This is a genomic window from Castellaniella sp. (assembly GCF_004321985.1).
GTDB lineage: Bacteria > Pseudomonadota > Gammaproteobacteria > Burkholderiales > Burkholderiaceae_B > Castellaniella.
Map to the genome: position 1 here is coordinate 1 of NZ_SCQN01000042.1, position 23,342 is coordinate 23,342.

General features: G+C 61.9%; 26 protein-coding genes. 20 read left to right on the forward strand and 6 right to left on the reverse strand.

Annotated elements, in window-relative coordinates:
• From dctP to EPN31_RS09115, 3 genes are all read left to right on the forward strand, one after another.
• The coding region (gene dctP / locus EPN31_RS09105; protein WP_291772256.1) for a TRAP transporter substrate-binding protein DctP at nucleotides 1-503 on the forward strand (503 nt) is incomplete at its 5' end.
• A gap of 75 nt (nucleotides 504-578) precedes the next feature.
• Nucleotides 579-1,103, forward strand: coding sequence for a TRAP transporter small permease (locus tag EPN31_RS09110; protein WP_291772259.1), 525 nt, complete (start codon nucleotides 579-581; stop codon nucleotides 1,101-1,103).
• Complete coding sequence (locus EPN31_RS09115; RefSeq protein WP_291772261.1) at nucleotides 1,100-2,428, forward strand: TRAP transporter large permease; 1,329 nt, start codon at nucleotides 1,100-1,102, stop codon at nucleotides 2,426-2,428. Before EPN31_RS09110 ends, EPN31_RS09115 begins: the two co-directional genes overlap by 4 nt.
• 35 nt (nucleotides 2,429-2,463) lie before the next feature.
• On the opposite strand, the gene EPN31_RS09120 is transcribed toward EPN31_RS09115, so the two are convergent.
• On the reverse strand, nucleotides 2,464-3,060 hold the full coding sequence (locus tag EPN31_RS09120) for a YigZ family protein (RefSeq protein WP_291772263.1): 597 nt from the start codon (nucleotides 3,058-3,060) through the stop codon (nucleotides 2,464-2,466).
• Nucleotides 3,061-3,269: 209 nt separating this feature from the next.
• On the opposite strand from EPN31_RS09120, the gene EPN31_RS09125 reads away from it, so the two are divergent.
• From EPN31_RS09125 to EPN31_RS09140, 4 genes are all read left to right on the forward strand, one after another.
• Complete coding sequence (locus EPN31_RS09125) at nucleotides 3,270-3,407, forward strand: hypothetical protein (RefSeq protein ID WP_291772266.1); 138 nt, start codon at nucleotides 3,270-3,272, stop codon at nucleotides 3,405-3,407.
• Nucleotides 3,408-3,440: 33 nt separating this feature from the next.
• On the forward strand, nucleotides 3,441-3,980 hold the full coding sequence (locus EPN31_RS09130) for a YaeQ family protein (protein ID WP_291772269.1): 540 nt from the start codon (nucleotides 3,441-3,443) through the stop codon (nucleotides 3,978-3,980).
• Nucleotides 3,981-4,163: 183 nt separating this feature from the next.
• The gene (locus EPN31_RS09135) at nucleotides 4,164-5,468 is read left to right on the forward strand and encodes an OmpP1/FadL family transporter (RefSeq protein WP_367188309.1); all 1,305 of its coding nucleotides are present in this window, start codon (nucleotides 4,164-4,166) and stop codon (nucleotides 5,466-5,468) included.
• A gap of 408 nt (nucleotides 5,469-5,876) precedes the next feature.
• The gene (locus EPN31_RS09140; protein WP_291772271.1) at nucleotides 5,877-6,749 is read left to right on the forward strand and encodes a crotonase/enoyl-CoA hydratase family protein; all 873 of its coding nucleotides are present in this window, start codon (nucleotides 5,877-5,879) and stop codon (nucleotides 6,747-6,749) included.
• 97 nt (nucleotides 6,750-6,846) lie between these two features.
• Here EPN31_RS09140 and pdeR read toward each other — a convergent pair whose 3' ends face one another.
• The gene (gene pdeR, locus EPN31_RS09145) at nucleotides 6,847-8,838 is read right to left on the reverse strand and encodes a cyclic di-GMP phosphodiesterase (RefSeq protein WP_291772274.1); all 1,992 of its coding nucleotides are present in this window, start codon (nucleotides 8,836-8,838) and stop codon (nucleotides 6,847-6,849) included.
• A gap of 272 nt (nucleotides 8,839-9,110) precedes the next feature.
• On the reverse strand, nucleotides 9,111-9,932 hold the full coding sequence (locus EPN31_RS09150; RefSeq protein WP_291772276.1) for a class I SAM-dependent methyltransferase: 822 nt from the start codon (nucleotides 9,930-9,932) through the stop codon (nucleotides 9,111-9,113).
• 282 nt (nucleotides 9,933-10,214) lie between these two features.
• Here EPN31_RS09150 and EPN31_RS09155 point away from each other — a divergent pair, with 282 nt between their 5' ends.
• Entirely contained in the window at nucleotides 10,215-10,892 is a 678-nt protein-coding gene (locus EPN31_RS09155; RefSeq protein WP_291772279.1) for a helix-turn-helix domain-containing protein, read from the forward strand.
• A 28-nt stretch (nucleotides 10,893-10,920) separates the two neighbouring features.
• Nucleotides 10,921-11,721 carry a dienelactone hydrolase family protein gene (locus EPN31_RS09160; RefSeq protein ID WP_291772283.1) on the forward strand — a complete coding sequence of 267 codons (801 nt, stop codon included), beginning with the start codon at nucleotides 10,921-10,923 and terminating at the stop codon, nucleotides 11,719-11,721.
• On the opposite strand, the gene EPN31_RS09165 is transcribed toward EPN31_RS09160, so the two are convergent.
• Nucleotides 11,699-13,057, reverse strand: a complete 1,359-nt coding sequence (locus tag EPN31_RS09165) for an MFS transporter (protein ID WP_291772286.1) — start codon at nucleotides 13,055-13,057, stop codon at nucleotides 11,699-11,701. The two genes, EPN31_RS09160 and EPN31_RS09165, sit on opposite strands and share 23 nt — an antisense overlap.
• A 218-nt stretch (nucleotides 13,058-13,275) precedes the next feature.
• On the opposite strand from EPN31_RS09165, the gene cyoA reads away from it, so the two are divergent.
• The 5 genes from cyoA (at nucleotide 13,276) to EPN31_RS09190 (ending at nucleotide 18,053) form a co-directional block, all read left to right on the forward strand.
• Complete coding sequence (gene cyoA / locus EPN31_RS09170; RefSeq protein WP_291772288.1) at nucleotides 13,276-14,190, forward strand: ubiquinol oxidase subunit II; 915 nt, start codon at nucleotides 13,276-13,278, stop codon at nucleotides 14,188-14,190.
• A 26-nt stretch (nucleotides 14,191-14,216) separates the two neighbouring features.
• A complete protein-coding gene (gene cyoB / locus EPN31_RS09175) occupies nucleotides 14,217-16,241 on the forward strand; it encodes a cytochrome o ubiquinol oxidase subunit I (protein ID WP_291772291.1) in 2,025 nt (674 codons plus the stop codon).
• Complete coding sequence (gene cyoC, locus EPN31_RS09180) at nucleotides 16,238-16,855, forward strand: cytochrome o ubiquinol oxidase subunit III (protein WP_291772292.1); 618 nt, start codon at nucleotides 16,238-16,240, stop codon at nucleotides 16,853-16,855. Before cyoB ends, cyoC begins: the two co-directional genes overlap by 4 nt.
• Nucleotides 16,852-17,244 carry a cytochrome o ubiquinol oxidase subunit IV gene (cyoD, locus tag EPN31_RS09185; protein WP_291772295.1) on the forward strand — a complete coding sequence of 131 codons (393 nt, stop codon included), beginning with the start codon at nucleotides 16,852-16,854 and terminating at the stop codon, nucleotides 17,242-17,244. The genes cyoC and cyoD overlap by 4 nt, the downstream gene beginning before the upstream one ends.
• A gap of 80 nt (nucleotides 17,245-17,324) precedes the next feature.
• Nucleotides 17,325-18,053 (forward strand): SURF1 family protein, encoded by a 729-nt coding sequence (locus tag EPN31_RS09190; protein ID WP_291772297.1) that lies wholly within the window; start codon nucleotides 17,325-17,327, stop codon nucleotides 18,051-18,053.
• On the opposite strand, the gene EPN31_RS09195 is transcribed toward EPN31_RS09190, so the two are convergent.
• Nucleotides 18,048-18,284 carry a DUF2007 domain-containing protein gene (locus EPN31_RS09195; protein ID WP_291772299.1) on the reverse strand — a complete coding sequence of 79 codons (237 nt, stop codon included), beginning with the start codon at nucleotides 18,282-18,284 and terminating at the stop codon, nucleotides 18,048-18,050. The genes EPN31_RS09190 and EPN31_RS09195 overlap by 6 nt on opposite strands.
• Before the next feature lie 195 nt (nucleotides 18,285-18,479).
• Here EPN31_RS09195 and EPN31_RS09200 point away from each other — a divergent pair, with 195 nt between their 5' ends.
• The 6 genes from EPN31_RS09200 to EPN31_RS09225 all read left to right on the forward strand — a co-directional run bounded on the left by EPN31_RS09200 (nucleotide 18,480) and on the right by EPN31_RS09225 (nucleotide 22,695).
• Nucleotides 18,480-19,040 carry an NADPH-dependent FMN reductase gene (locus EPN31_RS09200; protein WP_291772301.1) on the forward strand — a complete coding sequence of 187 codons (561 nt, stop codon included), beginning with the start codon at nucleotides 18,480-18,482 and terminating at the stop codon, nucleotides 19,038-19,040.
• Nucleotides 19,041-19,137: 97 nt separating this feature from the next.
• Nucleotides 19,138-19,509, forward strand: a complete 372-nt coding sequence (locus EPN31_RS09205) for an antitoxin Xre-like helix-turn-helix domain-containing protein (protein ID WP_291772303.1) — start codon at nucleotides 19,138-19,140, stop codon at nucleotides 19,507-19,509.
• Nucleotides 19,506-20,252: an RES family NAD+ phosphorylase gene (locus EPN31_RS09210; RefSeq protein ID WP_291772306.1), complete on the forward strand. Its 747-nt coding sequence runs from the start codon at nucleotides 19,506-19,508 to the stop codon at nucleotides 20,250-20,252. The genes EPN31_RS09205 and EPN31_RS09210 overlap by 4 nt, the downstream gene beginning before the upstream one ends.
• Nucleotides 20,253-20,280: 28 nt before the next feature.
• Nucleotides 20,281-21,342, forward strand: coding sequence for an iron ABC transporter permease (locus EPN31_RS09215; protein WP_291772309.1), 1,062 nt, complete (start codon nucleotides 20,281-20,283; stop codon nucleotides 21,340-21,342).
• Nucleotides 21,343-21,344: 2 nt separating this feature from the next.
• The gene (locus tag EPN31_RS09220; protein WP_291772312.1) at nucleotides 21,345-22,154 is read left to right on the forward strand and encodes an ABC transporter ATP-binding protein; all 810 of its coding nucleotides are present in this window, start codon (nucleotides 21,345-21,347) and stop codon (nucleotides 22,152-22,154) included.
• A 97-nt stretch (nucleotides 22,155-22,251) separates the two neighbouring features.
• On the forward strand, nucleotides 22,252-22,695 hold the full coding sequence (locus tag EPN31_RS09225) for a hypothetical protein (RefSeq protein WP_291772315.1): 444 nt from the start codon (nucleotides 22,252-22,254) through the stop codon (nucleotides 22,693-22,695).
• Between the two features lie 65 nt (nucleotides 22,696-22,760).
• Here the strand turns inward: EPN31_RS09225 and EPN31_RS09230 are convergent, their stop codons facing one another.
• A complete protein-coding gene (locus tag EPN31_RS09230) occupies nucleotides 22,761-23,213 on the reverse strand; it encodes a hypothetical protein (RefSeq protein ID WP_291772318.1) in 453 nt (150 codons plus the stop codon).
• Between the last annotated feature and the right edge of the window lie 129 nt (nucleotides 23,214-23,342).

Below are 23,342 nucleotides of genomic sequence, written 5' to 3' on the forward strand. Positions count from 1 at the left end.
AGGTGCGCGGCGCGAGCAAAATGATCGAGCTCATGCTGCAGGCAGCAGGCGGCGCCATTGCGTCGTTCCCATCCAACGAATCGTATAACGCCATGCAATCGGGCGTGGTCGACGCCATCTGGACGTCGAGCGCGTCGCTCATGAGCTTCCGCATGAACGAGGTCGCCAAGTTCATCACGACGGCACAGGACCACAGCTTCTGGTACATGTTCGAACCGTTGCTGATGTCGAAAGCCACCTACGACAAGCTCACGCCGGACCAGCAAAAGATCGTGATGGATGTGGGCCATTCGCTGGAAAAATTCTCGCTGGAAGCCTGCAAGGCAGACGACAACAAGGTAGCGGACCTCTACGCCAAGTCCGGCGACAAGGTCTCGACCATGACAGCCCAGCAGTTCGACATGTGGAAGGACATCGCGCGCAAGAGCGCCTACAAGTACTTCGCCGACCACGTGAAGGACGGAGCAAAGCTGATTCAGATGACTGAAGCCGTACCGGACTAAGGTCGTGGCACTACCGCCGGCGTGCTCGTTGCCGCCGGCGGCACTCAGATACCGTATACGCTTCAGGAGCGAGTAATGACAGGAAGGTTGCGTCAGAGCACCGGCCGTGCCATGGCTGTATTTAGTCGTATTTGCGGCTACGTCACCGGCAGTTTGATCGTCTTATCAGCGGCACTCATTACCTACGAGGTCATCTGGCGCTACTTCCTGACTGATCCGCACACTTGGTCGCTCGAACTCAATGTCTTTCTGCTGATCGGCGCCACTTTCCTGGCGTCTTCGTTTACCCAGCTTGAACGCGCCCATGTGGGGACGGAAGTGCTGGACCTGATTCTGCCCAAGCGCTGGATTCCCTGGCGCATCCTCTTCGGCGACATCCTGTCGTGCGCCGTCTGTCTGTTCATCGCCGTGAGCGTGTCGCTCTATGGCCATCAGGCCTGGAGCGAAGGCTGGACCACGGACTCCACCTGGGGTCCCTCGCTGTGGATCCCCTTTGCACTGATTGCGGCCGGCATGTGGCTCACCGTGCTGCAGTTCCTGGTTCAAATCGTTGACGCGTTCATCCGCCTCCACAACCCCACTGCGGAGAAGCAGTCATGAGCGAATACTTCTCGGGCATGCTCTTCGTCTCAGGCACGCTGGTCCTGTTGTTATCCGGCATGTCCGTCGCGTTCGCGCTGGGGGCCATCTCACTGCTGTTCATGCTTCTGGTCATGCCACCGGCCATGATCGCGACTCTGCCGGAAACGCTCTACGGCGGCATGGACAACTTCACTCTGCTTGCAATCCCGCTCTTCATCCTCATGGGGGAAGCCATCGGCCGTACCCGCGCATCCGTGGATCTCTACGAATCCGCGTACCGGTGGCTCAGCCGGCTGCCAGGAGGCCTGGGGATCGCCAATGTCATCGGCTGCGCAATCTTTGCCGGCATGTGCGGGTCCAGCACCGCCACAGCAGCTGCCATGGGATCCATGGGTATCCCCGAAATGCGCAAGCGCGGCTACTCTGGCGGCCTATCAGGCGGCCTCATCGCCGCAGGCGGTACGCTGGGCATCCTGATCCCGCCATCGATCACGTTCATCCTGTATGGCATCGTGGCCGAGCAGTCGATCGGCAAGCTGTTCATCGCCGGCGTCATTCCCGGAATCCTGCTGGCCGCTTTTTTTGCGGTCTGGGTCGGCTACAAGTCTCATTACGACGAAAAGCGCAAACGCGCCGCAGTCTCTACCACCCCCGAGCCCATCGTCTACGAGTCCTTCACCTGGAAGGAGCGGATGGAGACGCTGCCGCGTCTGGTCCCATTCGTCATCATCATCTTCGTCATCATGGTGGCGCTCTACGGCGGCTTTGCAACGCCCTCGGAGGTTGCCGGGGTGGGCGCATTCATCACGCTCATCATGGTGATGGTGATCTACCGCTGCTACCGCTGGAAGGACCTGGGTCCGATCCTGCTCAACACGACCAAAGAGTCATGCATGCTCATGATGATCGTGGCCATGTCGTTCCTGTACTCCAACGTGATGAGCTATCTGCATGTCACGCAGAGCACCACCCAGTGGCTGGTTGCGCTCCACATGTCGCACTGGGAGCTGCTGTTCTGGATCGACATGCTCATCCTGGTGCTGGGGTTCTTCCTGCCGCCGGTTGCGATCATCCTGTTCATCACGCCCGCGCTCATACCGGTCCTGCAGGCCAACGGCTTCGACCTCATCTGGTTTGGGGTGCAGATGACAATCTTGATGGAGGCAGGACTGATCCACCCTCCTGTCGGAATGAACCTGTTCGTGATTTTGGGTATCGCCCCCGACATCTCCCTCAAGGAACTGCTGTGGGGTGTGACGCCATTCATCGTACTGATCGGGCTCTTCCTGGTTTTGATTGCAGCGTTCCCCCAGATCGTGTTGTGGCTGCCTGGCCTCATGTAGCATCGGAGCCGCCGGTGACCCGGGACCGGCGGCCCTCACTCAATCGTGTCTGCAATCCAGGCGATCTGGCCGTGGCTGATCTCGCCCAGCCTCGCAACCAGTGCAGCGGCGGCGTTCTCGGCCAGCGCAAACACGAACGCCACCCGCTCGCCATGCTGCACCTGCTGCAACAGTCCTCCAGAGGCATCGATCTCACGCCGGACCACGCCCTCAAGCGCATATGAAGCCACGCAGCAAAGGGTCTTCATGCGGACCAGAGGAACCTTGGCGACGTCCTTGAGAGCCTGCGCGACGCAATCGGTGTATGCACGGACCAGACCGCCCGCACCCAGCTTGATGCCGCCAAAATAGCGCACCACGGTTGCGAGGACTCCTTCCAGGTCCTGATGGCGTAGGACTTCCAGCATGGGGCGCCCGGCGGTACCGGAAGGTTCACCATCGTCAACAGCCGCCGACTGCCCGCCTGCAAGCAGTGCCCAGCACACATGGTTCGCTGCGGGATGCGCCGCACGCAGCGACGCCACGACCGCCCGCGCCGCAGCGCGATCTGCGATCGGTTGAACACAGCCCAGGAAGCGGCTCTTCCGGATGACCAGTTCACTGTGAACGACGGACGTGATGCTCTGTGCCACGGGAGTGTCGGCCGAAAGCCTTTATTGTAGGCAAGCTCACCACCGAACCGGGCGAGCCGAACGGCCTGCGGGTAAAAATACCGCCTGGCAGACCCACATCCGGCCCATTCGATTGGAGCAGCCGCTCTTCAAGGGATACTATGTCGGGACGGCGAACACTGCGAATCCGGTGCCATGGATCTGTTCGCTGCGATCCGGAGGGAGCACCCATGAAAACCCTGCACATACATACAGCCGGCAACGCAGCCGGGATGCTGCAGTACTGCATCCAGAACAAATACCTAGGTGGCACCAACGCCACGAGCGTCAAGGCCCAGCTGCTGGGGAACACCTCATCGCTCTTTTGACGAACAGCTATTTTCACCCAGAGACACCCACTCATGGCCCTGCGCGCCACGATATACAAGGCCGACCTGAATATTGCCGACAACGACCGAGGCTACTACGGCAGCCACAGCCTGACGGTGGCCCGGCACCCATCGGAAACCGACGAGCGCATGATGGTGCGCCTGCTCGCCTATGCCCTGTTCGCGGATTCGGACGACTCACTCGAATTCACGCGCGGGATATCTGCGACGGAAGAACCCGATCTATGGCGCAAGGACCTGACCGGCGCGATCACGCAATGGATAGAAGCTGGTCTGCCGGAGGAGCGGCGCCTGCTGAAAGCCTGCGGCAAATCGGAGGAGGTGATCGTGATCGCCTACGGCCGTAACACCGGGATCTGGTGGCAAGGCGTGCGCGACGGGCTCGAACGAGCCGACAATCTGCACGTATACGCGCTGGCGGCGACAGAAACGGCAGTGCTGGCCGGCCTCGCAGCAAGGAAGATGACGCTGAACATCAACGTCTCCGATGCAGCTGCCTGGGTATCGGACGAGGCGGGCGAGGCCACCCTACAGGTGCAAAAGCTTCGCTGATCGCATCCACGGCACGCGCCCGTCTGCCGCGCGGGCGCCACACCCACACTACCATTGTGAAGTCACATTCGCAACACTTCGAGCGACTTGCTTGCATGTAGCGCCTGTGCCCTTTATTGTTCAAAGGAACAAGACAAAATGAGTTGGAGCATATCTGGCTGGGACAACTCTCGTGGGGGCTTTATGCAAACGACTGACTCTCAGGCACAGGGCGGCACTCGGGCGGGAAATCTGCTCGCATGGCGTATCGCGGCCTCGATCACTCTCGGCGCAATGGCGGGCTATGCCCACGCCTCTGCGTTCCAGCTTGCCGAACAGAACGCAAGCGGCCTGGCGAACAGCTACGCGGGGTCGGCGGCCATCGCCGAAGACGCCAGCACCATATTTTCCAATCCGGCGGGGATGACCCGGTTGCCGGGGTTCAACGCGTCCGCCGGCGTCACCGCTATTTCGACCACGTTCAAATTCGCCGACGGCGGCAGCTCCGGCCCAGGCGGCCTGCCACTGGGTTCCCATACAGGCGGGAACGCGGGTTCGGTCAACGCAGTCCCGAACGCCTACTTCTCCTGGCAGATCAGCCCAGAATGGTTCATCGGCTTGGGCGCCAGCAGCCCATTCGGCCTGTCGACCAAATACGACCAAAACTGGATTGGCCGCTACCAATCGACCGAATTCAGCATCCAGACAATCAACATCAACCCATCAGTCGCCTACAAGGTGAATGACCGGCTGTCGATTGGCGCCGGCCTCAACTGGCAACAGTTGGACGCGACCTACCAGCGCAAGATACCCGCAGTGGTGATGCCGGCCGACATGAATGCCAAGGCCAAACTGAGCGGAGACGCCTGGGGTTGGAACCTGGGGCTCCTCTATCAGCTCACCCACGATACGCGCATCGGCGCATCGTACCGCTCGGCCATGCACTTCAGCAGCTCTGGTACGACCACCCTCGGGGATATTCCGGGACCGCTGACCGGCAGGCTGCCTTCCAGCGTCGACAACAGCTCCAGCTTCACCTTGCCCGACACGGCAACCCTCAGCATCGTTCATGACCTCAACAGCAAATGGCAGCTGCTGGGCGACGTGTCATGGACCGGGTGGAGTCATCTGCCTTCTCTGGACATCAACAACGGGGCGCTGGGCCAGGATCACCTGACACTCAACTTCCGCGACAGCTGGCGCGTCGCGATGGGGGTCAACTACCAATACAGCCCAGGCTGGAAGTTCAAGGCGGGGATGAGCTACGACCAGTCCCCCATCCCCAGCGACGCCGTACGCCCCACATCCCTGCCGGACAATGACCGGATCTCGGGTTCCATCGGCGCCCAATACCGATTCAGCACCCGGACGACGGTTGACGTGGGCTATTCCCACCTGTTCTTCCATCCCTCGATCAATAACAGCACGGACCCGAAAAAAGGCACGGTGATCGGCAACTGGCAAACCAGCGCAGACCTGCTGGGTGTACAGATTTCGTACCGTTACTAGGATGGCCGGACAGATGGCTCGGGTCTGGCTTCGGCTTCGGTATCGTCGCCTCCAGCCTCAACACTCGGGGCGGTTTGACTTGACTCCTCGGGCCGCTGCGGGCAGACTCAAGCCCGGGGCAAACCCGGGGGGGAGCCTGCGATCCAGCAGAGCCGTTTCGATGCGAATGAGTACAACCGGGTATCAGGAAGCAAACAGTCATTCAGGCCAAAATGAACAACCAGTCGAACGTTAGAAAGTTGGCGAACCAGTTGGCGGATGATCTTGCTTCCGATCCTCCGTGGCAAAGGTAAGGCCGCCGCCTGAAAGCGGCACCGATGGTTCAATGATCACAGCTGGTGTCCAGGGTATCCAACCCATCACATCTGTGGCGCCAACCCAGCATGTAGCCTTTCGTCGAACTGAGCAATGAACTTAGCAGACCATCCACGTTGTCGACTCTTTATCGAAGCCGAAGGCTTGACGCAGATCACGCCCTACTACGAGGAAGAGCGCAACGTCATGTGGATGATGCTGCATGCTGCGCCACGCCCCTGCTTCAATCCCGAGCTTCTACAGGACATCTCCCAACTCAGCCGCGCTGCCCGGAAATCGGGTCTGCCCATCGACTTCTGGGTCACGGGCTCCACCGTCCCCCAGGTGTTCAACGTCGGCGGTGACCTGAGTCTGTTCGTCTCGCACATACGCGCTGGCGAGCAAGACCTTTTGCTGTCCTATGCGCGCGCATGCGTCGACGCCATATACGAGGCCATGACAGGCTTCGGGACGGGGGCTATTTCGATCGCGATGGTCGAGGGCACGGCCCTGGGTGGGGGATTCGAAGCAGCGCTCGCCCACCATTACATCCTCGCCCAGAAAAGCGTGAGAATGGGTTTTCCCGAAATCGCCTTCAACCTATTTCCAGGAATGGGAGCTTACTCGCTGGTGGCCCGCAAGTCGCACATGCGCTTGGCAGAGGAACTGATAAGTTCCGGAGAATCCCATACCGCCGAATGGTATCTGGACAAGGGTCTCGTAGACAAAGTCTTCGACCAGAACGACGGTTTCATGGCCGCCCGCACGTTCATCGACGTGATGCGGCCCAAACTGAACGGTATCCGTGGCATGCTTCGAGCCCGGCAGCGGGTCCTGCCGATCGACCGGGCAGAACTGATGGAAATCACCGAAGACTGGGCGAAATCGGCCTTCCTGCTCGAGGAAAAGGACCTGATGTACATGGAGCGGCTGATCATGCTGCAGAACCGCCACACAAGCAAACTGCAAAGCGTGGCCTGGAACTAGGCCTGGACGACGCGATTAGATGCCCTTTAACGCATTGCCGGCACACAAGTGCCGGCAAGAACTGCGCAATTGGGGAGCGGCAGATCGCCGCCCCACGTCAGGCGACCAGCCGAAGCTTCCTGCCCTTGCTGTTGAGCCAGTCTTCGAACTCTTTGGCGGGCATCGGGAAGCCGTATAGATAGCCCTGGATGAAGTCCACACCCTCAGCCTTCAGGAAGTCGGCCTCGGCCTGAGACTCGGCGCCTTCCGCAATGACGGTGAACTTGAGCTGTTTCGCTACAGCGATCATGGACCGGACAAGCGTCTGGGACACGACGTTTTCGTCAACCGAACGGATGAAGCTCTGATCCAGCTTGATGGCGTCAAGCGGCAAGCGGGCCAACTGCGACAGCGAGGAATACCCGGTCCCGAAATCGTCCAGATGGACCTGGGCGCCGAGTTGGCGGAACTGAGTGATGATGGAGTGCGCCGACACCGCATCGTTGATCAGGCAGCTCTCGGTCAATTCAATGTCGAGCGGGCACTGGGTCAGACCCGACTGGCGCAATGCCCCTGCGAAGTCCTGAACAACTGTCGAGCTGGCGAGCTGGCGTGCAGACAGATTCACCGCAATGCGGAGATCCAGATTCTTCGCCTTCCAGGCAGCTGCCTGCTTGGCCGCATTCCTCATGACCCAGCGGCCCAGCGGCACGATCAGCCCGGAATCTTCCGCGTACGAGATGAATTCCGACGGCTGGATGAGACCGCGCTCTGGCGAGTTCCACCGCAGCAACGCCTCCACGCTGCGAACTTCGCCCGTCTGGACACACAGCTTGGGTTGGTAATAGAGCTGGAGTTCGCCCTCGGATTCGAGGGCCTTGCGCAGATTGACGTCCAGCCAGATGCACTCGGCGATCTTGCTGTCCATCTCGGAAGAAAACACCCGGTAGGTCCGCTTTCCGGCGTCCTTGGCTGCATACAGCGCCGTATCGGCACAGCGCAAAAGCTGATCGACCGTATCGGCATGCTCGGGGCTCATGGCGATGCCGATCGAGCAACCCGAGTAGATCTCGATGAGGCCCAGGCTGATCGGGGCCTTGAGGCGATCGATGATCCGCTGCGCCATACGCTCCAGCAGCGCCACAGATGAATCCGGAACCAGCACCAGAAAGGCCGCACCCCCCATCCGGGCAACGACATCGCCATCACGCAGGGACCGGCTGATGTTGAGCGCCACTGCCTTGATCAGATCGTCGCCAATCGTGTGGCCATAGTGGTCGTTGACCTGCTTGAAGTCGTCCAGATCCAGGAACAACACACCGAAAGGCTTGCCCTCGGCCAGGAAGCCGGCCATTTTCTCGTGGATGGCATTGCGGTTCGGCAGGCGGGTCAATGTGTCGATCGTCGCCAGTTCGATCAGCCGGGCCTGCGCCTTGCGTTCCTCGGTGATGTCGGTGCCCGAGCAGACCAGGTAACGCTCGTCCGGGCCGCTGCCGCTCTGGACGAATTTGTTGCGCCATTTGATGAGACGCGGGCCCTTGACGGTATTGATCGTGCGTTCTACTTCGTAGGAGACCGAATCGCGGAAGAACTGGCCGAGATTGCTGCGGGATGCGTCACGTTCGTTGGCCGCCATGAACGCATGCGCACTCTTTCCGATGACATCTTTCTCGCGCAGGCCCGTGGCCTCTTCGCACAACCGGTTGAATCGCAGGATATTGAAATTGTGGTCGATGATGACCACCAGCGAATTGACTTCCGAGATCACCTGTTCGGCGAATTCCAGCCCGTGCGTCAGATCCTTGGCAACGGCCGGCGTATCCATGTAGTCAGAGGCGGTCCCCGACCAGGAATACGCGCCGTCTTTCTTTCCGATCAGGCTGAGCTTCTGGGGCTCGCCAAAAAGCATGACTTCGACTTCAGCGTGAGACGTGACGCCGGTGAATGCGCGGATTCCATCTGCCTCGGCTGGCTCAAGCGCTACCGCCAGATTCGGGATGCCCTCGATCCCGGCCAACTGCAGCGCGTTGCTGTCCGCTGAAAGTTTCCAGTACGGACTTCGGGTGCCAAAGTAGGCGAAAAGCAACGATTCCATCAGTTCGGCAGACATAACCAGCCTCTTTTTTTGTGGCGGCGACAGGGCCAATCCAATGCATCACTGGCACGCGAAGGCAACGAGTACGCCTCCAACCGGCCAGACGTACAGACTCCACGCCTTAGTCTGTCATAGTATATAGACGTTCCTGTGTAATGACTACAATCCATCTGATTGGATACCGACTATGTCCAAATCTGTCTGAATAATGCACTTTCTTACGCGGTTTCAGAACCTACGGCCCCGTCGCAACGCAGAAAACGCAAGAAGAAGCCGTTGGGGGCAGATCATTGTCGTCTGGTGGTGATCACCACTTCCAGATACTCCCCGGGGACGACGAGCGAGGCGTCACCGCTTTGATTGCTGGCTCTCAGCAGTTCCAGGACTTCCTGCGCCAGGACGTCCCGCCGTTCAGGTGCAAGGGATGCAAACACCTTGTGAGTCGGGCCATAGCAGGCTTCGAAGACCTCCAGCCAATGCTCGGGCGACCGGTAACGAAATACAAAGGACCTGGTCCGAACGTCCAGCGCATGCCCCGTAAACAGCTCGCGCAAAACGTCCTCTTTCCCCCACCGGGTGGGCGAGCGCAGACCGGGTGCGGGCGGGGCGTAACGGCTGACGAGCTGCAGCAGCTTCCCGACAAAGCCGTCCGGCGTCCAGTTGGCCAGCCCTATCCGCCCCCCGGGGACGACAACCCGGGCCAGTTCCGCGGCAGCCTGCTCCTGGTTTGGCGCGAACATGACGCCGAACGTGGAAAGCGCCACATCATAGGAGTGGTCGGCAAAAGGCAAGGCCTCGGCATCGGCTTCCTGGAACGAGACGGGGAGGCGTTCCACTGCGGCTCGCTCCTTGCCCTGCGCCAGCAATTCAGCCACGTAGTCGGTGGATGTCACCCGAGCGAAGCGGCGAGCGGCTGCAAGAGTGCCGTTGCCATTGCCGGCTGCCACATCGAGCACCGTACTGCCGGCACGCAGGTCCACGGCTTCGCACAGGTTCTCGCCAACGATCTGCAAGGTAGTACCGATCACCGCGTAGTCGCCCGATGCCCACACGGCGTGCTGGCGCTGCTTGACGGCCTGATAATCCAGAACAGGGGTTTCAGTTAGCATGATTTTCTCCTTTAAAGGAATCGGGTGATTGGCCCATCCACTGCCAGGCCACCCCAGAATCCACACCCCATGATCGGCCCGGCGTGCCCAGCGCACTAGTTCTGCTTCTGAACCGCCAATCATGGGCGGCAGAGTAAACTGATGTCGTCGTGTCCGCCCTTGAGCGGGAGGCCCGCATGACGCAAGACAGCTACCAGCAGTTTTGTCCGGTCGCGATGGCGACGGAGATCCTGTGCCGCCGCTGGACGCTCTTGCTGCTGCGCGAACTGCTGCTGGACGCTCTTGCTGCTGCGCGAACTGCTGCTGGGCTCCGTCCGATTCAATGCGCTGCGGCGAGGCCTGCCGCGGATGTCATCGGCCCTGCTCGCCAGTCGGCTGCGCGAGCTGGAGGCGGCCGGGATCCTTCTCCGAACCCCCATCTCTTCCGCGGGCGATACCTGCGAATATCGACTGACGGCCGCCGGCAGGGAACTACGTCCCATCGTGGAGGCAGTGGGCATCTGGGGGCAGCGATGGGTGGCGGCTGAAACCACCCTGCACCATCTCGATGCCGACCTGTTGATGTGGGACGTGCACCGCCGCATCGACGCATCACCGATGCCGGATCGGCGCAGCACGATACAGTTCATCTTCACGGATCGCCCGGTCAAAAAATGCAACTACTGGCTGGTCGTCGAAAAGGGTCAGGACGTGGACTTATGCACCGCCGATCCGGGATACGAAGTCGATCTCTACGTGTCCACGGACCTGCGGGCGCTCACGGAAATATGGCTGGGCTACACCAGCATTGCCCGTGCAATCGGGGCCGGCCGCCTGAGCCTGACCGGCCACCACCAGCTCGCGAGCACCTTCGGCACCTGGTTCGCCCTGAGCCCGCTGGCCAAGGTGAAAAAGCAGGCGAGTAGCCGTTCGAGAATCGGCCGGGAGATTCCCCTTGCCCACGGACAACCGGCCCGGTAGCCTATCGGAACATATCAAGGAAGGCCCCATGCAATTCGCACGCACTTTGCTGATCCTTCTGGTCATGGCCATTGCATGGCCGGCCTCCGCGAAAATGACGGCGGAACCGGTGACCTGGACGCTGGACGGCACGCCTTTCAAAGGCATCCTCGTCTATGACAATGCATCGCAGGTCAAACGACCCGGACTCGTCATGGTACCCAACTGGTCCGGCATCAACGACATCGCCATCGCCAAGGCCCAGCGAATCGCGGGGCGGGACTACGTCATCCTGCTGGCCGACGTGTACGGCGAACACATACGCCCCAAGAACACCGAGCAAGCCCAGGCTGCCGTCAAGCCGCTCTACGCCGACCGCACCCTGATGCGCGCGCGGATCGACAAAGCCTTCGCACAGCTCAAGGCCCAGGCTTCCCACGCCCCCATCGACACCTCGCGCCTGGCTGCCATCGGCTTCTGCTTTGGTGGCGCCGTCGTGCTGGACCTCGCGCGCAGCGGCTCGGACGTCAAGGCCGTGGTCTCCTTTCACGGCGACCTGAGCACCGATGACCCCACGCTCGCCCGCAACATCAAGGCGCGTGTGCTCGCGATCAACGGCGCCGACGACACCAGCACGATGCCGGGCGTACCGAAGTTCACCGAGGAAATGCATCAGGATCCGGCCGACTGGGAGTTTGTGGAGATCGGCCATGCCGTGCATTGCTTCACCGAGACGGAGGCCACCGCCACCACCGGCAACTGCCGTTATGACGCAAAGGCCGCCGCTCGGTCGTACCGGATGATGCGGGACTGGCTGGCAGAAAGCCTCAGGATGCAATCCGGGCGCTGAACGGCGGGTCCTCGTCGGGCAGGCCGCCCAACCGGCGGCTGGCCCAGAGCGCGAGCAGTGTGCAGACCGCGCCCGACAGCAAATAGAGCCCCACATAGCCCACCCCCAGGGCGGTCGCCAGCCACAGTGCGACGACCGGGGCAAAACCGGCACCCAGCAACCAGCTCAGATCAGAACTGAGGCTGGCCCCGGCGTAGCGGAACTCGGATCGGAAGCTGGCCGTGACAGCACCCGCCGACTGAGCATGCGACACCCCCAGCAAGGCGAAGCCGATCAGGATGAACAGATAACTTTCAAAGCGATTGCCCGACAACAGCACGTCGGTCCAGCCGCTGTAGACGGCAATCAGCACAGCGCACAGCCCCAGCGTGAATCGCCGCCCCAGCCGGTCGGCAACCCGCCCGGAAAAGAGCATGCAGGGAATAGCAATGACTGCGCCCACGATCTGCACGATCAGGAAACCGTCCGGCGACTGATGAGCATCGATGATTGCCCACGAAAGCGTAAATATCGTGACCAGGTTCAACAACGCATAGCTGGCGAGCGGCGCAAGAGCACCCAGCACAACCGGCCGTCCCTGGTCGCGCAAGAGCCGGGCCACCGGCGCCGGTGCCAGATCGCGCTGTCGCAGCGCCTGCGTGTATTCCGGACTCACGACCAGCCGAAGCCGCGCGAACAGCGCCACCACATTGACCGCAAAGGCGGCAAAGAAGGGATAGCGCCAGCCCCAGGCAAAGAACTCTTCCTGGCTCAACGCCGCCCAAAGATAGGCGAACAACGCCGCCGCCACGATGAATCCGATGGGTGCGCCCAGCTGCGGAATGGAGGCATACCAGCCTCGCCTGGCTTGCGGAGCCTTCATGGCGAGCAGCGAGGCCAACCCATTCCAGCTCCCACCAATGGCGAACCCCTGCCCCAGCCGCAGCAGCACGAGCACCGCAATGGCCGCCCCGCCGAAGACGGTGTAGCTGGGGAGAAATGCGATGCCGACCGTCGCCGACCCCAGCATGAAAAGCGAGACCGTGAGCTGGACGGTACGGCCAAACTGGCGCTGTGCCCACATGAAGAACAACGAGCCCAGCGGTTGCGCGACGAAACCCAGCGCGAAGATCACAAAGCCATAGAGCATGCCCTGTGTCTGGTCGGCAAAGGGAAAGAAGACGCGAGGAAACACCAGCACACAGGCGATACCAAACACGAACAAGTCAAAGAAGGCCACCGTGCGCCCGATCACCACGCCGACGGCAATGTCTCCGGCAGTGATTTCCAGCGAACGGCCCGGAGGGTCCTGTCCCGGCCAGGAAGAGCCGGCTGATTGGGCGTGACGATGTGACATGTCAATTTCCCTATTGCGGAGTCAAGAGTTATTCTAAATACGATTTCAGTGAATACCCAAGGGCTTCTCTAAACAGGCCGCGCAAAAAGCAGATACGACGGCCGGTCAAAGAATCCCGCGATGCACCGGGCGATTTTCCTGAGTCGGACGCGCACGCCGGGGGGGATGCGGCAGTTGGACGGAATCATCGTTCGGGGCCTCTTCTACGCAGAAGCTTCATGTCGAAAAGGTTGTTGCGCGGCGTTTTCCTCCTCCCCCTGCTCCTGCTTGCCGGCTGCAGCATGGTGCTGCTGCACCCGGCGGGCTTCGTGGCCCGGCAGCAAAGCGATGTCATGATCGTCACCACGCTCATCATCGCGTCCATCATCATTCCGGTGCTCATCGCTATCGCCATCGTGGCCTGGCGCTATCGGGCCTCGAACACCCAGGCGCGATACGAGCCTGAATGGGACCACTCGCCACAGATCGAACTGCTGGTCTGGGCCTGGCCGATGCTCATCATTCTCGCCGTCGGCGCCATCAGCTGGATCGGCACCCACCAACTCGACCCCTACCGTCCGCTCACCCATGTCGCCCAGAGCCAGGCGGTCCCAACCCATGTGCAGCCACTCGAAGTGGATGTGGTGTCCCTGCCGTGGAAGTGGCTGTTCTTTTACCCGCAATACGGGATTGCCACGGTCAACGAACTGGCCGCGCCGGTGGATCAGCCGATCGCATTCAAGCTGACATCGTCCGATCGCATGGACTCGTTCTTCATCCCGACCCTGGCCGGGCAGATCTACACCATGCCGGGCATGCAGACACAACTGCATGCGGTGATCAACCGGCCGGGCACCTACAAGGGGTTGTCCGCCAACTATAGTGGGGCCGGCTTCACCGACATGCGATTCCGCTTCTACGGCATGGAACAGCCGGCCTTCGAGCGGTGGGTCGTCAAGGTACGCGGCTCAGGCGCCATGCTGGACCGTGCCGCCTACGACCATCTGAAGCAACCCAGCCGGGCTGAACCCGTCCACTATTACGCGCACTTCCTGCCCGGTCTGTACACGCGAATTCTCCACGACTGCGTGGACCCGGGGCAGACCTGTCCGGCCCCGATGCACGCGTCGATGACGGACGTCGCGCGGCGCTGATCTGTTGTCCAACCGGAATGCAAGCCATGCTGCCTGACCAATCGGTTCCCTGGAATTCACTGCTCGGGCGACTCTCGCTCGCAGCGCTGCCACTGGGCAGCACGCCGGAAGACCGCATCGTCCAATACACCTTCCTGGGCGTCGTGGTGATCGCCGTGGCAACCCTGATATTCATCACCTGGCAGCGCAAGTGGGGCTATCTGTGGCGCGAATGGCTGACTTCGGTGGACCACAAGAAACTGGGCATCATGTACATGATCCTGGGAACCGTGATGCTGCTGCGCGGCTTCTCGGACGCCATCATGATGCGTGCCCAGCAAGCCGTGGCGTTCGGCGCGAACATGGGCTACCTGCCGCCGCACCACTATGACCAGATTTTCAGTGCGCACGGTTCGATCATGATTTTCTTCGTGGCCATGGCATACATCGTGGGCCTCATGAACTACGTGATGCCGCTGCAGATCGGTTCGCGCGACGTGGCATTCCCGTTTCTCAACAACCTGAGCTTCTGGTTCACCTTCGGCGGCGCGCTGATGATGATGGTGTCGTTGTTCGTCGGAGACTTCTCCACGGCCGGTTGGATGGGTTACCCGCCTATCTCGGAAATCCGGCAAAGTCCTGGACCAGGCGTGGACTACTACATCTGGGGACTGCAATTATCGGGGATAGGCACCCTGCTGTCGGCCATCAACTTCATCGTGACCATCATCAAGCTTCGGGCGCCCGGCATGAGCCTGATGAAGATGCCCGTTTTCAGCTGGACCACACTATGCACCAGCGGCCTGATCGTGGCGGCTTTTCCGCTGCTGACCGTGTCGCTGCTCCTGCTGTCGCTGGACCGCTATCTGGGGATGCACTTCTTCACGAATGGAGCGGGCGGCAACCTCATGCTGTACATCAATCTGTTCTGGATCTGGGGCCACCCCGAGGTCTACATTCTGGTGCTGCCGCTCTTTGGCGTGTATTCGGAGATCTTCCCCACTTTCTCGCGCAAGCCGTTGTTCGGCTACTCCTCCATGGTGTATGCAACGGTGGCCATCATGGTGCTGTCGTACCTGGTGTGGCTGCACCACTTCTTCACCATGGGATCGGGGGCGGACGTCAACTCCTTCTTTTCGCTCACGACCATGATCATCGCCATTCCGACGGGGGTGAAGATCTTCAACTGGCTGTTCACCATGTACCACGGCCGGGTGCGATTCACGGTGCCGATGATATGGTCCATGGGTTTCCTGTTCACCTTCAGCATCGGCGGCATGACGGGCGTGATGCTGTCAGTGGCGCCCACCGACTTTCTCGTGCACAACAGCCTGTTTCTGGTCGCGCACTTCCACAACGTCATCATCGGCGGCGTGGTGTTCGGCGTATTCGCCGCCGTCAACTACTGGTTCCCCAAGGCCTTTGGCTTCCGGCTCGACGAATTCTGGGGCAAGGTTTCCTTCTGGCTCTGGCTGGTCGGCTTCTGGCTGGCGTTCGGCCCCCTGTACCTGCTGGGGCTGATGGGCGTGACGCGCCGGATGAGCCACTTTGAGGACATGAGCCTGCAGCCGTGGTTCGTCGTGGCCGGTATCGGTGCCTTCCTGATCTTGCTGGGCATCCTGGCGTTCCTGGTGCAGATCGGCGTCAGCATCCGGCGCCGTGACGCCTACGCCGTGGGCAACGACCCCTGGGATGGCCGTACGTTGGAATGGGCCACCTCCTCGCCGCCGCCGGACTACAACTTTGCCTTCATTCCGCAAGTGCATGAGCGCGACGCCTGGTGGGACATGAAGACACACGGCAGCCGGCGCCCGCTGGAAGGCTTCCACGATATCCACATGCCCGTGAACACGGCGGCGGGCGTCGTGATCGGCGCACTTTCATTCGCCTGCGCATTCTCGCTGGTCTGGTACATCTGGTGGCTGGCCGCTGCGTCCTTCGCGGGTGCTGTGGCCGTGCTGATCGCCTACACCTTCAACACCCACCACGAGCGCGCCATCCTCGCCACAGAAGTGGACCAAAGCGAGCGCGCCGGGCGGTGGGACTTGACCACTGGAGGAGCCGCCGCATGAGCACCGCCCACACCTCTTCGACATCCCCTTTGTTCTATTGCCGGGAAGATCCAAAGACACAGAACGGCTCGCTCATCGGGTTCTGGATCTACCTGATGAGCGACTGCTTTGTCTTTGCCGGGTTGTTCACGGCAAACGCGGTGCTGGGGACCCGCTACGCCGGCGGCCCGACGGCGGCCCAGATCCTGGATCTGCCAAGCCTGGCACTGAACACTGCATTGCTGCTGATATCATCCGTGGCGTTCGGCTTCGCGATGCTGCGCATGGCGCAAGCCGACCGGCGCGCCACCCTGGCCTGGCTGGCGATTTCGGGCTTGCTGGCCGTCGCCTTCGTCGGCCTGGAGCTTCACGAGTTCGCCACCATGATCGGGGCCGGGGCCGGCCCAGGGCGCAGCGCCTTTCTGTCTTCCTTCTACGCGCTCGTGGGCACCCACGGCCTGCACGTGAGCTTTGGCATCCTCTGGCTCATCGTGCTGATGGTGCAGCTGACGCGCACCGGATTCACGGCGACCAGCATGCGCCGGCTGCAGTGCCTCAGCATGTTCTGGCACTTCCTCGACCTGGTCTGGGTGGGCGTCTTCAGCTACGTCTATCTCGTGGGAGTATTGCGATGAGCCCGGAGACCAGACAGCAACCGGAAGACGCACCCGAATCCATCCACGCACACCCCGGCACGCTGCGCGGCTATCTGACCGGGTTCGGACTGGCCGCCATCCTGACCATCATCCCGTTCGCACTGGTCATGGGCCACGCCGTCCAGAACCGGTTCCTGCTGATCTTCCTGGTGCTGGCGCTGGGGGCCGCCCAGATCGTGATCCATATCGTGTACTTTCTGCATCTGGATACGCGATCCGAAGGCGGCTGGAACATGCTGGCCTTCATCTTCACGGTCGTGCTGGTCGTGATCGTGCTGGGGGCGTCGATCTGGGTCATGTACGAGGAAAACGCCAACATGATGGCCACCCCATCCACCGCCATGCGGTCGACCCTGCCTGGATCGTGATGGGACGGCCAGACCCGGGCTCCCACACGGTCGGCCCGCAAAGTCCACCCTCGCCAGTACGGCCGGCTCCCCGATCCGGTTTGCGAACCAGCTTCCTGCTGTGGCTGACACTGCTGCTGGCGGCCTGCGCCGGGTTCGTGCTGCTGGGAAACTGGCAGGTCCACCGCCTGGCCTGGAAACTGGCTCTGATCCACGACGTGACGACCCGGGCTCATGCAACGCCAGTGCTCACACCGGGCCCGTCCGACTGGTCACGCATTCAGGCCGGACACCTGCAATATCTGCACGTGTATCTGGAAGGCCACTATCTGCCGGGCCGGCAGACGCTGGTGCACGGCGCCAGCGAAAAAGGCTACGGCTACTGGGTCATGACGCCGCTGGCAACCGAACGAGGTTTCATCGTAATGGTGAATCGCGGCCACGTGTCCGGTGGCCTGCCTGAAACCCCCGCCTTCGCGCGGGCGGATGCCCCCGCTGGTCCCGTCAGGATCACCGGACTGCTGCGATTCTCGGAACCGGGCGGCGGATTCCTGAGGCCGAACCGGCCCAAAGCCAGCCGCTGGTACTCACGCGACGTTGCCGCCATAGCACGGTCCGAAGGGCTGGCGCCGGACCGGGTGGCACCGTATTTCGTGGATGCCGGCGCTGGCCCGGCCGGCAGCCAACCGGTGTCCGGTCTGACACGGACCCACTTCTACAACCACCACCTGCAGTACGCAATCACATGGTACGCCCTGGCGCTGGGATCTCTGCTGGGCGCTGCCATCGTGATCCACCAGGAACGGCGCAACCCGCAAGACAGATCATGAGGCCACGCCTTCCTGATTCAGAAACCCGGCCAGCAGGGCCCGGGCGAAATCCGCCTGATCATCTTCGACCAACAGCGTTTGCGCATTCAGGCTGGTGCTCAACGCCCCCGGATACATGCTGCTGAAAGCGCCACCCTGCATGACATGTGCGACCCCGTGCGCCTGCATGAGTGCCGCCACGACCAGTGCTTCGGAATTGGATCTGGGGCGGTAAACCGCGATCAGTGACAAACCATCCTCCGGCCATCCATGGGCATCATCCCCTCAGGGTCATTCTGACCCCTTCCGGTGATTGTCGCATCCATACGATCGACATAGGTGTCAGGACAAATTCGGCGCAAAGAACTACTCTTGAATCCGCTTTGTGCGCCCCACGACAACATCAGGCCGCGCAATGCCATCATACTCATCTGAAAGGAATCACTCATGAGCAAGCAACGCCCCGTCATCGCCGTTCTGGTCGGCAGCCTGAGCAAGGACTCAATCAACCGCAAGCTGGCGCGCGCGCTGGAAAAACTGGCCGGCCAACGAGCGGAGTTCCGCTTCGTCCGAATGGATGACCTTCCGGTCTACAACCGCGACATGGACAGCAGCTACCCGCCTGCGTACAACCGGCTCAAGGAAGACATCCACTCCGCCGACGCCGTGCTCTTCGTCACGCCTGAGAACAACCGCTCCGTTCCCTCGGTGCTGAAAAACGCCATCGACATTGCGTCGCGCCCCTGGGGGACGAACTCGTTCGCCGGCAAGCCGGGTGCCGTCATCGGCGCGTCAACAGGCGCTATTTCGACAGCGCTGGCGCAACAGCACCTGCGCAACATCTGCGTTTTCGTGGATGTGTACATGCTGGCCCAGCCTGAGGCCTTCGTGCGCTACCACGACGGCCTGATCGCCGAAGACGCCTCGGTGACCGACGATTCCGTACGCGAATTTCTGTCCAAGTTCGTTGATAGCTATCTGGCCTGGGTGGCTCGGCTCAGCAACTGAGAGCCGATTTCCTCAGAAGACGGGGCGACAGGGCACATGCTGTGCAGATAGCACATTTTCATCTAAAATGTGCTCTAGTAACACTCATGAAATCACCATGACCGCACAGCCGAAACCTGTCCCCTCCCCGGACGCCGTGCTCGCCAAGGCCGTCCTGCGGGCGGCCGACCAGCTCGGGCTGCGCCAGGCCCAGCTGGCGGCCGTGTTGGGCCTGCACCGCACGGGAGTCAGCCGGATGAAATCCGCACAATCATTGGACCCGGACACCAAGCAGGGTGAGCTCGCGCTGCTGCTCATCCGGATCGCTCGCGCCCTGTTTGCGCTGACAGGCGGGGATCTCCAGTGGATGCGCCACTTCATGCAGACACCCAACCATCTGACGGGCGGCATACCGTCCGAACAGATCACCACGATCCAGGGCCTGATGACGGTCCTGCGTTTCGTCGATGCCATGCGGGGCAAGATTTGATCTGGTCGCAGTGCAATGGGACGCAGGCTATCCACACCATCCGGGGGACCCTGCACCGTCTGGTCGAGAGCCAGCAGGCAATCGCCACGCTGGACTACGTGGATACGCTTGAAGAACAGGCCGTCCTGGAGTCGCTGCTGGAGGGATCCAAGCCCGCGTGGCCGCCCGACAGTGGGCGTCATCACTACCTGCTGCGGACACCCTTCAGGTATCCCCCGCTCACTTGGGGATCCCGGTTCGGCCACGCGGATGAACCCAGCCTCCTGTATGGCGGGCTCAGCACGCACACCACGCTTGCCGAAGCGGCGTACTACCGCTTCGTCTTCTTCTTATCCATGGCGCAGCCCGCCCCGAAGGCTGCCATTCACAGCCAGCACACACTCTTCACGACAGGCTACCGGACGCCACAGGGCATACAGCTCCAGTTTCCGCCCTTTGCCAGCCATGCGGCGCAGCTGGCCCACCGGAGCGACTACCGGGAAACCCAGGCACTGGGCACCGACATGCGCGCGGCCGGCGTATTGGCCTTTGAATACCCCTCGGCGCGCGACACGAAACCTGGCTTGTGTGTGGGACTATTCTCGATCCAGGCGCTGGCCGACACGAAGCCCAGGACGCAGCGGGCGTGGCTGTGCCAGACCAGCGCGCATGACGTGACCTTCAAACCGGAAAACGGACCGGAAATCATCAGCTTCCACCTGGCCGATTTCCTGTTGGACGGCATCCTGCCACGACCCGCCTGATTGCAGCCCGCCGAGGAAATGAACCGCCATGGACCCTCACACACCCTCGCTGCTCCGCGAACGGAACCTGTCGCAATACAGGACCGTGCTGCACCGGCGGGGGTGGTTGATGGCGGGACTCGCCGTCGTCATCCTGGCATCCATGACGGCGGATTTCATGCTGGGACCATCCGGCCTGGGCTGGCCGGACCTGGCCCACGCACTGGTCCACCCCGGTGAGACGGACCCGACGACCCGTGCCATCGTCTGGACCATTCGTCTGCCGTACGCGTTCATGGCCGTCGCCATCGGCCTCGCGCTAGGCCACGCCGGGGCGGAGATGCAGACCATTCTGGACAATCCGCTGGCCAGCCCCTTTACACTGGGAGTTTCATCGGCTGCGGCGCTGGGTGCGTCGCTGGCAATCGTGCTGGGCCTGTCGCTGCCCGGCATTCCCCAGTCGTGGATGGTGTCCGTCAACGCGTTCGTCTTCGCACTAGGCTCGGCGCTGGTGCTGGATGCGGTGGCGCGATGGGGTGGCCTGGCAGCCTCGGGGCTGGTCCTGTTCGGCATCGCACTCGTGTTTTCATTCAACGCGGTGGTCTCGCTGATCCAGTACGTCGCCAGCGCACAGGCGCTGCAGAACCTGGTCTTCTGGACCATGGGCAGCCTGTCACGCGCATCCTGGACCAGAATCGCCCTCCTGATCGGGACTTTCGCTCTGCTGCTGCCGCTCGCGCTTCGCGACACCTGGAAACTCACGGCGCTGCGCCTGGGGGAAGACCGGGCGGCCAGCTTCGGCATCGACGTATCGCGCCTGCGGCTCACCGCACTGGTCCGCATCAGCCTGCTGGCCGCGCTGGCCGTATCCTTTGCCGGTACGATCGGGTTTGTCGGCCTGATTGCTCCCCACATCGCCCGCCGGCTGTTCGGCGAAGACCACCGCTTCTACCTGCCGGGGAGCGCACTGGTGGGCGGCATCATCCTGTCGCTGGCGTCGGTCGCCTCCCGGAACATCGTTCCGGGCATCGTCATCCCCGTGGGAATCGTGACCTCGCTCATCGGGGTGCCATTCTTCCTGGCGGTGGTGCTGCGCCGTCCCCTGAGATGACGATGCTCGAAATCCGCCACCTGTCCGTCGGCTACTCTCGGCGACCCGTCATCCGGTCGCTATCGGCGGGCCCGCTTCCGGCAGGCCGCATCATCGCGCTGCTGGGCCCAAACGGCAGTGGAAAGTCCACTCTGCTCAAAGCGCTTGCCGGTCTGCTCCGGCCGTTGGGCGGCCAGATCCTGCTGGGCGGAACGGACATCACGCACCTGCCGCCCGCGCGTCGCGCGCAGCAGGTCGCGTACTTGCCGCAGTCTCTGCCGGCTGCCGCACACCTGCGCGTACTCGAGTCCGTCCTGGTAGCGGCACACGCATCGGCCCCCGATCCTGTAGCGCCAGTCGCAGACGCGGGCCAGGCCGCCGACCTGCTGCAGCGACTCGGCATCGCACACCTGGGCATGCACTATCTGGATCAGCTGTCCGGAGGGCAAAAGCAGCTTGCCGGGCTCGCGCAAGCGCTGATCCGCCGGCCCCGGATGCTGCTGCTGGACGAGCCGCTATCCGCGTTGGATCTGCACCACCAATGGCACGTCATGGATCTGCTGGCGCGGGAAACTCGCGACCAGGATCTGGTCACCCTGATCGTGCTGCACGACCTGGACATGGCCCTGCAGCACAGCGACGAAGCGCTGCTGATTCAGGATGGCGCCCTGGCAGCCTGCGGAGCCCCCACCGCCGTGATCACGCCGCAAACGCTGGCCGACGTCTATCAAGTGAAGGCTCGTGTGGAAACCGCGCCGCCAGGTCCGCCACATGTCCTGGTCGACGGGCTCTGCGTTCCGGAAACCTCTGACAGACTCAGCCCCAGACTGTGAAGCTTTGACACACCACATTCACAGAATTTTCGAGTCGCGATGCTATAAGCCAACATGAGGTCCCCAACTTTTTCAGGGGCCGAGGAGTGCAATCATTATGATCAAACGTTATCTGACAGCCTCCGCTGGCGCCGCTCTTTGCGTCACGCTGGCCGCATGTTCCACCACGCCACAACACAACCCGAACGCCGACAACCAGCTCGTACAGAAGACCGTACACTACCAATGCCACGTGCGGGGCGAGCGTGGGGTGAATCTGGAAGTGCAGTACACCTTCCAGGGAACCAGCCCGGTGACTGCGCAGGTCATCTACGACGACCAAGCCATCCCCATGACGCGCGATACCAACAGCAAAGCCAATCTGGTAGGGGATACGTTCACGGGTAACGGATACGTCTGGACGACGGGCCAGTTCACGGTGGATACCGCCGAAAAAGTGAACGGCAACATGCTCACGCGTTCCGACTCAGTCAGAGGCGCCGCCGGCGCCGGTGGACACGTCAACACGATCCTGGCGCGCAACTGCGCTGTGCGAGGCTAGGGCTAGGCAGTCTTCATCTTCAGGCCGCCCACCACTGCTGGCGGGCGGCCTGATCGGAACGCTGATCACCAGCGGAAATAGAGATTCTCGCTCTTGCGGCCCACATGGACCCGACGGGACAGGCTCTTGCCGTTGTGGGTGGCCACGACATGGTAGTTTCCCGGCGACAACTTCACATAGGTCAGCGGGCCTGCGCCACTCAGCGTGAAGACCGTCTTGCCCGCCTTGTCGGTGATGGTCACCTGCGCATCAGCCACGAAGGCGCCGGCCTTGCCTTCCGAAAAAGTCATGTGCAGCGGCCAGCCATGCACATCGCGGCGCATCTGCGCCTGCTCGGCCTCACCGATGCCGCCGTTCAGGTAGGACACGCCGCCCACTGACTGGGCTGACAGCACGTCCTGATTGCCGCCTGCAGACGCGGCAAACACCGGGACCGCGACGAAGGCGCACCCCAGCATCAATGCCGACGCGAGGACGGCCACGCGAAATTGTGCGAAACGCAGATTTTGTGAGTTCATGAATAGCTCCTCGTCCGGAGCCACCAGCATTCACTCCGGAGACAAAAGAATGAAGTTACCGCACGTTATGACCCGGATGCGGTGAAAGAGTTCCAGAATGACCCGCTGCGTACGGGCTTGCGCCGTACC